This is a genomic window from Micromonospora sp. FIMYZ51 (assembly GCF_038246755.1).
GTDB lineage: Bacteria > Actinomycetota > Actinomycetes > Mycobacteriales > Micromonosporaceae > Micromonospora.
Window position 1 is genome coordinate 184284 of sequence record NZ_CP134706.1, and the last position, 13112, is coordinate 197395.

The window sequence follows — 13112 nt, forward strand, 5'->3', positions numbered from 1 at the left end:
CAGCCCCCGTCGAGGCTCAACGTGAGCCTTGTTCACCTGGTCGGATGCTGAAAAACAACGCGGCGCGGACGGCGGGGCACAGCCCACCATCCGCGCCGCATCCGGCGCTAACCGTCAGACACCGGCCACCGAGGTGATCCAGGCCCGGTTGTACGCGACGCTGCCGTAGTTCTGGATGCTCTGGCCGTCGGCGGTGGAGGCCACCCCGACCTGCGCGCCGTTGTAGAACTGCGGGCCACCCGAGTCGCCCCGCCAGGCGTTGCCGTTGATCCGCGTGCTCCGGATCGCCTGCCCGCCGTACGCGTCGGTGACGCTGTTGCTGGTGACCCGCACCGAGGCGGTCTTGAGCTGGGTCGAGGCCGAGCAGCCGCTGTAGCAGGTCATGCCCCAGCCGTAGATCGAGTTGGTCGAGTTGATCGGCGGGTTGCTGTTGGCCAGGGTGACGTAGCTGGTGCTCACCGAGCTGGACAGCCGCATCAGGGCCAGGTCGTAGCGGCTGTAGGTGGCGCTGACGGTGCGGGTGACGCCGCCGGAGGTGCGGTTGACGCTGCCCACCCGGACGGACATCGTGCCGCCGAGGCAGTGCCGGGCGGTGAGCACCCACTGCGGCGCGATGATCGTGCCGGAGCAGGTGAACGAGCCGTTGCTGAGGACGGCTGCGGCCCACGGCGCGGAGGAGACCGTCCCGCCGCCGATGATGTACGGGCCGACGGGCGCGGCGACGGCGCCGGAGCTGGCGCCGAGCACGCCGGCCATGGCTGTGGCGAGGACCGCGATCAGGGATCGGATGCGCATCGGAGGGGCTCCTTCGGGGTTTCGCTGGACCCGGGTTGGCCGGGCCGACCTGCGGTGGCGGACGGGGGTGATCCGCCACCGCGACGTCGATAAATCGACGTCTGACGATGTACCGTAGGGGCCGGTGAGGTGTTTCACAAGAGGTTCATTGAAACAAGATGATGTAACAGTCGGATTTCCCGGCGGGGCCGGGTCGGCGGTGGGCGGCCTGCCGATGCCGGGACGAACGGCGCGTCGGGCGACGAATGGGCATCGGCGTGTCCGGCAACGAACCCGTATCGGGACAGCAACGAACCCGTATCGGTGCGACCGCATGCCGTGCGGGTAAGGTCGAGGACTGCCCGCACGGCGTGCGGCCGGTGCGGATGGCGCGGTATCTGCCAGGTAGGCTGGCTGCGCTCGCCCGTTGTGGGTCGGCACCCAACTGCGTACACAGTCAGGAGTGCCCAGTGCCTCGCGTCGTCGTCGACGTCATGCTCAAGCCCGAGATCCTCGATCCGCAGGGCCAGGCCGTCGCAAACGCGCTGCCCCGGCTCGGCGTCAACGATGTCGCCTCGGTACGGATCGGCAGGCGGATCGAGATCGACTTCACCGGTGAACCGGACCTGGACCGGGCCCGGGAGATCGCCGACAAGCTGCTCGCCAACCCGGTCATCGAGGACTTCACCGTCCACCTGGTCGAGACCGACGAGCCCGCGGACGCCCGCTCGTGACCGCGCGGGTCGGTGTGGTGACGTTCCCCGGCTCGCTCGACGACGGGGACGCCGCCCGGGCCGTACGGATCGCCGGTGCGGAGCCGGTCCGGCTCTGGCACGGCGACCCGCAGTTGCACGGGGTGGACGCCGTCGTCCTGCCCGGCGGTTTCTCCTACGGTGACTACCTGCGCTGCGGCGCCATCGCCCGATTCGCCCCGGTGATGGAGACGATCGTGGACGCCGCCGCCGGTGGCCTGCCGGTGCTCGGGATCTGCAACGGCTTCCAGATCCTCTGCGAGGCCCACCTGCTGCCCGGCGCGCTCACCCGCAACCAGCACCTGCACTTCCGCAACCGCGATCAGCTCCTGCGGATCGAGGCGACCGGCACCGCCTGGACGAACATGTTCCAGGCCGGGCAGAAAGTGCTGATCCCGGTCAAGAACGGCGAGGGTTGCTACGTCGCCGACACCGCCACGCTTGACGAGTTGGAGGCCGAGGGCCGGGTGGTGGCCCGGTACGTCGGTGGCAACCCCAACGGGTCGCAGCGGGACATCGCCGCGATCACCAACCCCGCCGGCAACGTGGTGGGCATCATGCCGCACCCCGAGCACGCGGTGGAGGCGCTCACCGGCCCCTCCCTCGACGGCCTGGGCTTCTTCACGTCGGTGCTGAAGCACCTGGTGGGGGCCCCGGCGTGACCGTCCGCATCGGGATCATCGGTCGGCTCATCCGCCCGTCGGGCGGCGAGCGCAACGAGGAGAGGTCATGACCACGCATCCGGACCCGGTACGGGAGAGCCCGGAGGCATTCCCGGCCGCGCCGGCACAGCCGGTCCAGCCGAGCCCGGCCGCTGCTGCGCCGCCGGCTGCTGCCGCCTCGCCGGTCACCCCGGCGCGGCACGCCGCCGCTGCGGCGGACCCCGGCTGGACCCACGGGGTGGACACCGTGCCGCGCGCCGGGGACACCCCGCAGGAGCTTCAGCCGTACGCCGAACTGGGCCTGCGCGACGACGAGTACGACCGCATCCGGCAGATCCTGGGCCGCCGGCCGACCCAGTCCGAGCTGGCGATGTACTCGATCATGTGGAGTGAGCACTGCTCCTACAAGTCCAGCAAGGTGCACCTGCGTCAGTTCGGCGAGAAGGCCCCACCGAGCGACCGGCTGCTGGCCGGCATCGGTGAGAACGCGGGTGTGGTGCGGGTCTCCGACGAGTTGGCGGTGACCTTCAAGGTCGAGTCGCACAACCACCCGAGCTTCGTCGAGCCGTACCAGGGTGCGGCGACCGGCGTGGGTGGCATCGTCCGCGACATCCTCGCCATGGGTGCCCGTCCGGTGGCCGTGATGGACCCGCTGCGCTTCGGTGCCGCCGACCACCCCGACACCGCCCGGGTGCTGCCCGGCGTGGTGGCCGGCGTCGGCGGCTACGGCAACTGCCTCGGCCTGCCCAACATCGGCGGCGAGGTGGTCTTCGACCCGTGCTACCAGGGCAACCCGCTGGTAAACGCGCTCTGCCTCGGGGTGCTGCCGGTGAGCCGGCTACAGAACAAGGCCGCCGTCGGCCCCGGCAACGTCGTGGTGCTGATGGGTGCCAAGACCGGGCGGGACGGCATCGGCGGCGTGTCGGTGCTGGCCAGCGCCACCTTCGACGAGGGCAGCGAGCAGCGCCGCCCATCGGTGCAGGTGGGCGACCCGTTCATCGAGAAACTGCTTATCGAAGCCTGCCTGGAGCTGTACGACGCCGAGCTGGTCGCCGGCATCCAGGACCTCGGCGGTGCCGGGCTGACCTGCGCGTTGACCGAGACCGCCGCGGCGGCCGGCACCGGCATGCGGGTCTGGCTGGAGCGGGTCCCGCTGCGCGAGGCGTCGATGGCGCCGCACGAGATCCTGGCCAGCGAGTCGCAGGAGCGGATGCTCCTGGTCGTCGAGCCGGCCAAGCTCGACGCGGTGCTCAAGACCTGCCAGAAGTGGGGCGTGATCGCCACCGCGATCGGTGAGGTCACCGCGCCGGAGCCGGACGGACAGCCGGGTCGACTGCGGATCACCTGGCGGGACCAGCTGGTGGTGGACGTGCCGCCGGGTTCGCTCGTGGACGACGGACCGGTCTACGCCCGCCCGATGCGCGAGCCGGCCGACCTGATCCTGCTCCAGGCGGACCGGGCCGAGACGCTGCCCCGGCCGGCCGACCCGGACGCGCTGCGCGAGACCGTGCTGCGCATGATCGCCTCGCCCAACCTCGCCGACAAGAGCTGGGTCACCGAGCAGTACGACCGCTACGTGCTTGGCAACACCGTGCTCGCCCAGCCGGAGGACTCCGGTGTGATCCGGATCGACGAGCGGACCGGGCTGGGCGTGGCGCTGTCGGTCGACGGCAACGGTCGGTACGCCCGCCTCGACCCGTACCACGGGGCCAAGCTGGCGCTTGCCGAGGCGTACCGGAACGTGGCGGTGACCGGCGCGACGCCGATCGCGGTCACCGACTGCCTCAACTTCGGCTCCCCCGAAGACCCGGGCGTGATGTGGCAGTTCGCCGAGGCGGTACGCGGCCTCGCCGACGGCTGCGCCGAGCTGGGCATCCCGGTGACCGGCGGCAACGTCAGCTTCTACAACCAGACCGGTGCGGCGGCGATCCACCCGACGCCGGTGGTCGGTGTGCTCGGCGTACTGGAGAACGTGGCCGACCGGGTGGCGATGGGCTTCGCCCCGCGACCCGGTGGCGATCACGACCAGCTCTTCCTGCTCGGCGAGACGCACGTCGAGCTCTCCGGCTCGGAGTGGGCCTGGGTGACCCACCAGCATCTCGGTGGCGTACCCCCGCACGTCGACCTGGGACGCGAGAAGCAGCTCGCCGGGCTGCTGGCCGAGGCCGCCCGGGTGGGCCACCTCAGCGCCGCGCACGACCTCTCCGACGGCGGGCTCGCCCAGAGCCTGGTGGAGTCCTGCCTGCGGCACGGCGTCGGCGCGCGGATCGCGGTGCCGGAGCGTTTCCAGGGCGGCTCGATGCCGTTCGTCTTCCTGTTCAGTGAGTCCGCCGGCCGCGTGCTGGTCTCGGTACCGAGGGGCCACGAGAAGGCGTTCACCGCCCTCTGCGGCGAGCACGGTGTGCCGTGGGAGCTGATCGGGGTGACCGACCCGGCCGGTGGTGCGCTGGAGGTGCACGGCCAGTTCCGGATCCGCCTGGACGAGCTGCGGGAGGCACACAGCCGCACCCTGCCGAGCCTGTTTGGCGGTGTGCAGTCGCTCGCCCCGGACGCCGTCGGTACGGCCAGCGGCGACCCGACGGCGGCCCCGACCGACTCCGCCAGCCAGGCTGACGCCCAGGCCGACCCCGCCGACACCGAGGCCGGTACGGCCGTCGCCGAGGTCGAGATCGGCACCCCGGCGGAGGTCGCCAGTGCGGCGGACGCGGCACCGGGACAGCCGGCCGAGCCCGGCTCGGACCCGGACCCGGACCAGCCGACCGCAGCAATGGGCGACCAGGCAGCCGGCGAGGCTCCGCAGGCCGGTGTCGCCGAGCCACCACCCGCACCGGACGAGCGCTGAGGCGGTGACCCCGGCCCTGCACTCCCAGCCCGGATCCGGGGCCCGGTTCGACTGGGGCCTGGCGGGGGCGGCGGAGCTGGGCCGGGTCTGCGCGGTACTGGTGGTGGTGGACGTGCTGTCGTTCACCACCACCGTCGAGATCGCGGTCGGGCGGGGAATGCGGGTACATCCGTTTCCCTGGGACGAGCAGGCCGCCGAGTACGCCCGGCGAATAGGCGCGATCGCCGCGACCGGTCGCCGGCAGGTCACCGCGGCCCATCCGTGGTCGCTGTCGCCGGCCGCACTGAGCCGGGCACCGGTGGTGCGTGATCTCGTGCTGCCGTCGCCGAACGGCTCGGCGATCAGCGCCGCCGCCAGCGCCACCGGGCTGCCGGTGGTCGCGGCCAACCTGCGTAACGCCCGTGCCGTCGGGCACTGGCTGCTGAATCAGGGGTACGGCGAAACCACCACCCCGGTCGGCGTCGTCGCGGCCGGAGAGCGATGGCCGGACGGCTCGCTACGCCCGTGCGTGGCGGATCAACTCGGCGCGGCGAGCGTGCTCGACGCGCTCGCCGCAGTGCCGGGTGGGCTGTCGGTGGAGGCGGCCATGGCGCTCGCCGCGCTGGCCAGCACCCCGGACGTGCCGGCAGCGGTCCGGGGCTGCGTCTCCGGTCGTGAACTAAGCGCGGACGGCTTCCCCGAGGATGTCGAGATCGCCGTACGCCTCGACAGCTCCGACGTGGTGCCGCTGCTCCGCGACGGCGTCTTCGCCTCGGCCTGACCGCTCGCCCGCCGTCAGCCAGCCCGCATCGCACGCTGGCTGACGGCCGGGACGGGAGTCAGTCGTCCAACCAGTCCAGTCGGCGACCGCCGCCGCGTTCTGCCGGCGGCCCGTCTGGCCGGCCATGGCCGGCGGCTTGAGCCGGGTCGCCGTAGTAGTTGTTGTCGTACCCGGCACGCTGCTGCGGCGGCTCCTGACCGTAACCGCCCTGGCCGTAGCCGCCACCCTGCGGGTAGGCGTCGTCATAGCCGGCACGCTGCTGCGGCGGCTCCTGGCCATAGCCGCCGCCCTGGCCGTAGCCGCCCTGGTTGTAGCGGTTCGTCTCGTCGTAGCCGGCGTTGTCGTAGCCGCCACGCTGCTGCGCGGGCTCCTGGCCGTAGCCGCCACCTGATGCGCCGTAGCCGCCGGTGGGCTCGCTCTGGCCGTAGCCACCGCCGGCCGGCTCGCCGGGGCTGTAGCCACCACGGTTGGGGTCGCTCTGGCCATAGCCGCCGGTCGGCTCGCCCTGGCCGTAGCCACCCGGCTCGTAGCCGCGGGTCTGGTCGGTCGGCCCGTAGCCGCCGGCCTCGCCCGCGCCGTAGGCCCGGGTTCCGTCGCCCTGGCCGTAGCCGCCGGTCGGCTCACCCTGGCCGTAGCCGCCACCGGCTCCGCCACGCCCGTAGCCACCGGTGGGCTCACCGCGTCCGTAGCCGCCCGCCGGTTCGGCCTGGCCGTACCCCTGGCCCGCCTCCGGCTCGTACATCCCGGTGGCGTACGGGTCCGCAGGGGCCGGGTAGCGGGTCTGGTCACCGGTGTAGCGGCCCGTCGGCTCGTCGTAGCGCTCGCCGTAGCCGCCTGCACCGCCCGCCGGCGGGTAGTCGGCCCCGCCGCTGCCGGCACCGTAGTCACGGTTTCCGTAACCGTCGCCGGACGAGGGGCCGTTGCCGTAACCGCCACCGGAGGACGGTGCGTTGCCATAGCCACCACCGGAGGACGGTGCGTTGCCGTAGCCGGCTGCGCCGTAGCCGCCCGGCTCCTCGCCGTAGCCGCCGCCGGACCAGCCGCCCTGCCCTGGACCGCTCGGCGCGCCGTACGGCTGCGGAGGCGCACCGTACGGGTCCGGCGGGACGTCGTCGACGACCGGCTGGTGCATCATCGTCGGGGCGTTGCTCAGCCCGGGACCGCCGACCATTGTCGGATCCGGTGCGGCGCCGACCCGGTTCACCACCCGGGTCTGGTCGTCGGCACCCGCGAACGAGCCACGGGCCGCCGGCACCGCGCCGGCCGGCGCGCCCGCCGGGGCGTCACCGTCCGCCTCGGCCTCGTCGTTCTCCTTGCGCTTCATCCAGAGCAGCACGATCGTGCCGACGCCGACGGCCACGAAGAGCCCGCCCAGCAGGATCAGCAACCAGTTGCCGAAGCCACCGGAGTCCTCGTTGCTGGCCGGGGCCTGGGCGACGGCGCTCTCGCTGGCGGTCTCCTCGTCCTCGGGGAACGCGTCCTCGAACGGATCCTCCGTGGGCAGCGCCGACTCGCTCGTCGTCGGGGTGGGGGTCGGGCTGGCCGAGGCACCGATCGCCAGGGTGATCCGCTGTCCGGTGACACTCTGGCCCGCGTTGGCGGTGAAGTTCACGACCCGGCTCTGGTTCTCCGCACGGGCGCCGAGGTCGATCCGGCCCGGGGCGATCGGCCGGTCCCGGCTGCCGGTGAAGCGGAAGTTGCCGTTGGAGTCGCTGTTGGTGTCGTACTGGTTGCCGGCGCTGTCCTTGATCAGGACGATCGCACCCGCCACGCCCTCGCCCGCCTGGTTCACGACCTTGCCGGCGATCGACTTGACCGTCTGCGGCGCCTGCGTGGTGGGCGGCGGTGGCGGCGGCGGCGCCTGCTCTCCCCGGACGGTGAGCTGAAGGTTGGCGGTCGCGGGGTCGGAATTGTCCGGCTGGACCTGGACGGTGACGCCGGTCGAGGCGTTCCGGGCGTTGTTGTTGGCGCGCAGCGTCAACAACTGCGTCCTCGGCACTGGTGCGTTCAGCTGAATGCTGCCGCAGCCCCTGGCGCAGGACACGCCGGCCGGCAGGCCGGTCAGGGTGATCTCGGCGGTGGTGTCCCCCTCGCCGGGGGTGACCTGCACGCTCACCGTGGCGTCGCTGCCCGCGTTGACGGTCACCGAGCCTGGCGTGACGTTGACCGTGGCGGCGTGGGCGGGTGTGGCGGGGGCGGCGAGCAGGGCACCAACAATCAGCGCCACGACCACACCGGCCCGCTTCTGCCAGGCTCGTCGGTGTGTTGACACGTCCACCGCCTTCCGGACTGACCATCCCTCGCGCCGACGGTTGCCGGGCCGGGGAAACATCACGGTACGAATACGCCGTCGGCAACTATGCCTTGTCTGGGCGGATCGGCGCGACCCAGGGGCACGGTGATAAGCGGCGCGGTCACGCCGTATCGTCCCGTCGTGTCCTCTCCGTACATTAAGTCCGCAGCCGTCGCGACCGCGGTGGCGGCGCTCGATGCGGGACGCACCCCCGAACGGCCGGTGCTCCGTGAGGCGGTCAGGGTGCTGTTGACCATTCTTGCGGCCCGCACCCCCGGCCGATCGGTGGAGGTGCGTGTCCCACCTTACGGTGCAGTTCAATGCGTTCCCGGGCCGCGACACACCCGTGGTACGCCACCGAACACGGTGGAGATGGACCCGGAAACCTGGCTCGCGCTCGCCACGGGACGACTCGACTGGACCCAGGCGGTTACGGAGGGTCGTGTGCGGGCGAGCGGGGCGAGAGCGGACCTCTCCGCGTTTCTGCCGCTGGAGCTGAAATGAGAGTCGGCCGAGATGACAGAAAGCGCCGCGATCGTGACTGTGTGTGGTGACGTGGATTCGCGTACACTGTTCGGCGACGACAGTGTGGTCCCGGCCCAGCGGTGTTGAGCAGCCCCCGTGCTACCGCCAGGCCAGTCCAGACCAGCAAGAGGGAGCGGCAGGTGCCCCGAGGCGACGGCCGGCTGAGCCACGACCTTGATCCTCAACGACCCGGCCCCCAGGACGCGTGTGGCGTCTTCGGCGTCTGGGCACCCGGAGAAGAGGTCGCCAACCTGACCTACTTCGGGCTGTACGCGTTGCAGCATCGAGGTCAGGAGGCCGCCGGCATTGCGGTAAGCGACGGCTCCGGAGTGGTGGTTTACAAGGATCTCGGCCTGGTGGCCCAGGTCTTCGACGAGCCGACGCTGGCGAGCCTGCGCGGGCACGTCGCGATCGGGCACACCCGCTACTCCACGACGGGCGGGTCGACCTGGGAGAACGCCCAGCCGACCATCCGCGCCACAAGTTCCGGCACCACTATCGCGCTGGCCCACAACGGCAACCTGGTCAACACCGCCGAACTCCAGCGGGAGGCGACCGAGCAGGGGCTGAGCGCGGATGGCTCGACAAACGACACCTCGCTGGTCACCATGCTGCTGGCCAGCCGGCCGGATCTCTCCGTCGAGGCCGCCGCGCTGGAGGTGCTGCCGCGGCTGCGGGGCGCCTTCAGTTTCGTCTTCATGGACGAGAGCACCCTCTACGCCGCGCGTGACGCGCACGGGGTACGCCCGCTGGTGCTCGGCCGGCTGGAACGCGGCTGGGTGGTGGCCAGCGAGACCGCCGCACTGGACATCGTGGGTGCCAGTGTGGTCCGCGAGGTCGAGCCCGGCGAGTTGATCGCGATCGACACCGACGGGCTGCGGTCGAGCCGGTTCGCGGCTCCCGAGCCCAAGGGCTGCCTTTTCGAGTACGTCTACATCGCCCGCCCGGACGCCACAATCGCCGGCCGCAACGTGCACGCGGCCCGGGTGCAGATCGGCCGCCAGCTGGCCAAGGAGCACCCGGTCGAGGCGGACATGGTCATCCCGGTGCCCGAGTCGGGCACCCCGGCCGCGATCGGGTACGCCGAGGAGTCCGGCATCACCTACGGTGCCGGTCTGATGAAGAACCCGTACGTCGGGCGTACCTTCATCCAGCCGTCGCAGACCCTGCGTCAGCTGGGGATCCGGCTCAAGCTCAACCCGCTGCGCCAGAACGTGCGGGGCAAGCGGCTGGTCGTGGTCGACGACTCCATCGTCCGGGGCAACACCCAGCGCGCGATCGTGCGGATGCTCCGCGAGGCCGGTGCGGTGGAGGTGCACGTACGCATCTCCTCGCCGCCGGTCTCCTGGCCCTGTTTCTACGGCATCGACTTCGCCACCCGCGCCGAGCTGCTCGCCAACGGCCTCGACAACGACGGCATCCGGCGCTCAATCGGCGCGGACACGCTCGGCTACGTCTCGCTGCCCGGCCTGATCGCCGCTACCGAGCAGCCGAAGAGCCGGTTGTGCCGGGCCTGCTTCGACGGGGAGTACCCGATCGAGCTGCCCGTCGGCAACCTGATCGGCAAGCACGTGCTCGAAGGGATCGGGCGTCGGGTAGCGCACAGTGCGGCCGACGGCACCGACGCCGACGAGCAGATGATCCCTCCGGTCGTCGCCGCGTCGGGTGGCGACGACGACTTCAGCCCACGCTCCGACCTGAGAATGTCGGCGAGCACACACCGCCCGTAGCATCGTCCGGCTGTGGTGTCGGTCACCTCGACCTCGCAGCCGAGAACCAAAGGGGAGAACCGTGACGCACGTGTCCGAGCGCAGCGACGCAGGAAGCAGCCCGACGGGCGCTGGTGGCGATCGTCAGCCCTGGACGGCCGGCACCGGCCGCTCACCTCGCAAACGCTCGGTCTCGTACGCGGACGCCGGCGTGTCGATCGAGGCGGGGGACCGCGCGGTCGAGCTGCTGAAGTCCAAGGTGAAGCAGACTCGCCGGCCGGAGGTGATGGGCGACCTCGGCGGCTTCGCCGGCCTGTTCCGGCTGGACACCACGAAGTACAAGAACCCGATCCTGGCCTCCTCCACGGACGGCGTCGGCACCAAGCTGGTGATCGCCCAGCAGATGGACATCCACGACACGGTCGGCATCGACCTGGTCGCGATGGTCGTGGACGACCTCGTCGCCTGCGGTGCCGAGCCGCTGTTCCTGTTGGACTACATCGCCACCGGCGAGGTCGTACCGGACAAGGTCGCCGAGATCGGCGCCGGCATCGCCGACGGCTGCCGGTACGCCGGCTGTGCGCTGCTCGGTGGGGAGACCGCCGAGCACCCGGGCGTACTGCGTCCGGACGAGTACGACATCTCCGCCACCGGTGTCGGTGTGGTGGAGGAGAACGAGATCCTCAGCTCGGAGCGGGTCGAGGTGGGTGACGTGGTGATCGCCATGCGCTCGTCCGGGCTGCACTCCAACGGCTACTCCCTGGTCCGGCACGTGCTGCTCGGTGCCGGCCGGATGCGGCTGGACGTCGTGATCGATGACTTCGGTCGGCAGCGCACCCTCGGCGAGGAACTGCTCACCCCCACCAAGATCTACGCGCAGGACTGCCTCAAGCTGATCGCCGAGGCCGAGGTGCGGGCGCTGGCCCACGTCACCGGCGGCGGCATTCCGGGCAACCTGGTGCGGATCCTGCCCGAGCACGTGGACGCGGTGGTCAACCGCTCGACGTGGAAGCCGCAGCCGGTCTTCGACCTGATCCAGTCCAAGGGCCGGATCGAGGACCCGGCGATGGAGTCGACCTTCAACATGGGCGTCGGCATGTTCGCGATCGTCTCGGCCGAGGACGCCGACCGCGCCCTGGCGACGTTGACCGGCCGTGGCGTGGACGCCTGGCAGGCCGGCGAGATCATCGAGGGCACCGGCGAGGTGCGGATGGTCGGCCAGCACACCCGGGGGTGAGCACGCTCCGGTGATTGTCCGACCACCTGAACAGGGCTTCACCCGAGTGGCCGCCGCGGCCTAGCCTGAAGGGCACCCTCGAAAGCTGTGGGGCGCGCCCGCGCTGGGGTGTGTCCGGCAGTCGTCAACCGTTACAGAGGAGGGCGATGGCTGCGCGGGGACGGTCGTTGCGCGGGATGCGGGGCCTGGCCACCGTCCCGTCGTACGTCGTAATGCAGCCGACCACCCTTTGCAATCTCGACTGCGCGTACTGCTACCTGCCGTTTCGCGCGGTGGACCGGCGGATGCCGGTCGAGGTGGCCGAGGCGGTGGCGGGCTCGGTGAACCGGTGGGCGGCGTCGGGGCGGTTCTCGGTGGTCTGGCACGGTGGCGAGCCGTTGGCCGCCGGACGCGAGCACCTGGCAGCGCTGATGGCACCGTTCGGCCCCGGGTTGGAGCATCACGTCCAGACCAACGCGACGCTGATCGACGACGCGTGGTGCGAGTTCTTCGTGGCCCACCGGATGCGGGTCAGCGTGAGCGTGGACGGTCCTCGGGAGCGCAACGGCGACCGGGTGAGCCGGTCCGGCCGGCCCGCGTACGACCGGATCGTCCGTGGTGTGGCGGCGCTGCGCCGGCACGGGGTGCCGTTCTCGGCGCTCGCGGTGGTGAACGACCCGGCACCCGGCCGGGCGCGGGAACTCTACGAGTACTGCCTCGACCTCGGCTGCGAGGTGCTCGGCGTGAACATCGAGGAGACCGAGGGCGTCAACGTACGTGACAATTCCCACGATGCCGCCGCGGTGACCGGCTTCTGGGCCGAACTGGTCGCGGCCTGGCGGCGTGACCCCCGGATCCACCTGCGGGAGGTCGAGTGGTCACTGCGGTACGCCGCAGCGGTGCTGGACGGCACCGCTGACCAACTGCTGCCCGGTCAGCTCGACCCGATCCCGACCGTGGCGTACGACGGCTCGGTCGTGGTGCTGTCGCCCGAGTTGGCCGGCTTCTCCGATCCCCGCTACGGCGACTTCACCAGCGGGAACGTGCTCACCACCCCGTTGCACACGATCCTCGCCGACGCGGCGGCGGGTACGCCGTGGGTCGGCGAGTTCGTGACCGGGGTGGAGGCGTGCCGATCGTCCTGCCCGTACTTCGGCTTCTGCGGTGGCGGCCACGCGGCCAACCGCTACTTCGAGCTGGGGCGTTTTGACGGTACGGAGACCGAGCATTGCCGTAACAGCAAGATCCGCTTATTGGAGGGAGTGTTGGAGCATGCCCGAGACCACCAGTCACCGGGAGCCTGAGTGCGGAACGGAGGGCGGACCCGACCGGGTCGCCGACCGGGTCCGTGCGGCCGCCACCGGGCTCACCGCCCTACTCCAGGAGGCCGAGGTCGCCCGCCAGTTACGAGCGGAGGTGGCGGGTGGCGACGGCGCCAGCGCGGTCTGCGCCTGGAACCACTTCGAGAACATCCCGACGTTCTACAACTGGAACAACCGGCCCCGTTGACGCCGGCCGGAACCAGGAGCCTGCCACGCGTCCGGAGCATCGCACCGGGCGTGGCAGGCCCTCGGGTCGT

Annotated in this window: 11 protein-coding genes; 9 read left to right on the forward strand and 2 right to left on the reverse strand. The window is 71.4% G+C overall.

What is annotated here, in order from left to right:
- Positions 1 to 114: 114 nt before the first annotated feature.
- Complete coding sequence (locus tag QQG74_RS00875) at positions 115 to 795, reverse strand: trypsin-like serine protease (RefSeq protein ID WP_341718399.1); 681 nt, start codon at positions 793 to 795, stop codon at positions 115 to 117.
- Positions 796 to 1244: 449 nt separating this feature from the next.
- Here QQG74_RS00875 and purS point away from each other — a divergent pair, with 449 nt between their 5' ends.
- The 4 genes from purS to QQG74_RS00895 all read left to right on the forward strand — a co-directional run bounded on the left by purS (position 1245) and on the right by QQG74_RS00895 (position 5790).
- Entirely contained in the window at positions 1245 to 1508 is a 264-nt protein-coding gene (gene purS, locus QQG74_RS00880; protein ID WP_111244989.1) for a phosphoribosylformylglycinamidine synthase subunit PurS, read from the forward strand.
- The gene (purQ, locus tag QQG74_RS00885) at positions 1505 to 2188 is read left to right on the forward strand and encodes a phosphoribosylformylglycinamidine synthase subunit PurQ (protein ID WP_341718400.1); all 684 of its coding nucleotides are present in this window, start codon (positions 1505 to 1507) and stop codon (positions 2186 to 2188) included. Before purS ends, purQ begins: the two co-directional genes overlap by 4 nt.
- 67 nt (positions 2189 to 2255) lie before the next feature.
- Positions 2256 to 5030, forward strand: coding sequence for a phosphoribosylformylglycinamidine synthase subunit PurL (purL, locus tag QQG74_RS00890; protein ID WP_341718401.1), 2775 nt, complete (start codon positions 2256 to 2258; stop codon positions 5028 to 5030).
- Positions 5031 to 5034: 4 nt separating this feature from the next.
- On the forward strand, positions 5035 to 5790 hold the full coding sequence (locus tag QQG74_RS00895) for a 2-phosphosulfolactate phosphatase (protein ID WP_341718402.1): 756 nt from the start codon (positions 5035 to 5037) through the stop codon (positions 5788 to 5790).
- A gap of 58 nt (positions 5791 to 5848) precedes the next feature.
- On the opposite strand, the gene QQG74_RS00900 is transcribed toward QQG74_RS00895, so the two are convergent.
- The gene (locus QQG74_RS00900; RefSeq protein WP_341718403.1) at positions 5849 to 8122 is read right to left on the reverse strand and encodes a carboxypeptidase-like regulatory domain-containing protein; all 2274 of its coding nucleotides are present in this window, start codon (positions 8120 to 8122) and stop codon (positions 5849 to 5851) included.
- 102 nt (positions 8123 to 8224) lie between these two features.
- Here QQG74_RS00900 and QQG74_RS00905 point away from each other — a divergent pair, with 102 nt between their 5' ends.
- The 5 genes from QQG74_RS00905 (at position 8225) to amcA (ending at position 13042) form a co-directional block, all read left to right on the forward strand.
- The gene (locus QQG74_RS00905; RefSeq protein WP_341718404.1) at positions 8225 to 8587 is read left to right on the forward strand and encodes a sterol carrier family protein; all 363 of its coding nucleotides are present in this window, start codon (positions 8225 to 8227) and stop codon (positions 8585 to 8587) included.
- Between the two features lie 161 nt (positions 8588 to 8748).
- Positions 8749 to 10338 carry an amidophosphoribosyltransferase gene (gene purF / locus QQG74_RS00910; RefSeq protein WP_341718405.1) on the forward strand — a complete coding sequence of 530 codons (1590 nt, stop codon included), beginning with the start codon at positions 8749 to 8751 and terminating at the stop codon, positions 10336 to 10338.
- Between the two features lie 61 nt (positions 10339 to 10399).
- Complete coding sequence (purM, locus tag QQG74_RS00915) at positions 10400 to 11554, forward strand: phosphoribosylformylglycinamidine cyclo-ligase (RefSeq protein WP_341718406.1); 1155 nt, start codon at positions 10400 to 10402, stop codon at positions 11552 to 11554.
- 176 nt (positions 11555 to 11730) lie between these two features.
- Positions 11731 to 12837 carry a cyclophane-forming radical SAM peptide maturase AmcB gene (gene amcB, locus QQG74_RS00920; protein WP_341721091.1) on the forward strand — a complete coding sequence of 369 codons (1107 nt, stop codon included), beginning with the start codon at positions 11731 to 11733 and terminating at the stop codon, positions 12835 to 12837.
- Complete coding sequence (amcA, locus tag QQG74_RS00925) at positions 12806 to 13042, forward strand: multiple cyclophane-containing RiPP AmcA (RefSeq protein ID WP_341718407.1); 237 nt, start codon at positions 12806 to 12808, stop codon at positions 13040 to 13042. The genes amcB and amcA overlap by 32 nt, the downstream gene beginning before the upstream one ends.
- Positions 13043 to 13112: the final 70 nt, after the last annotated feature.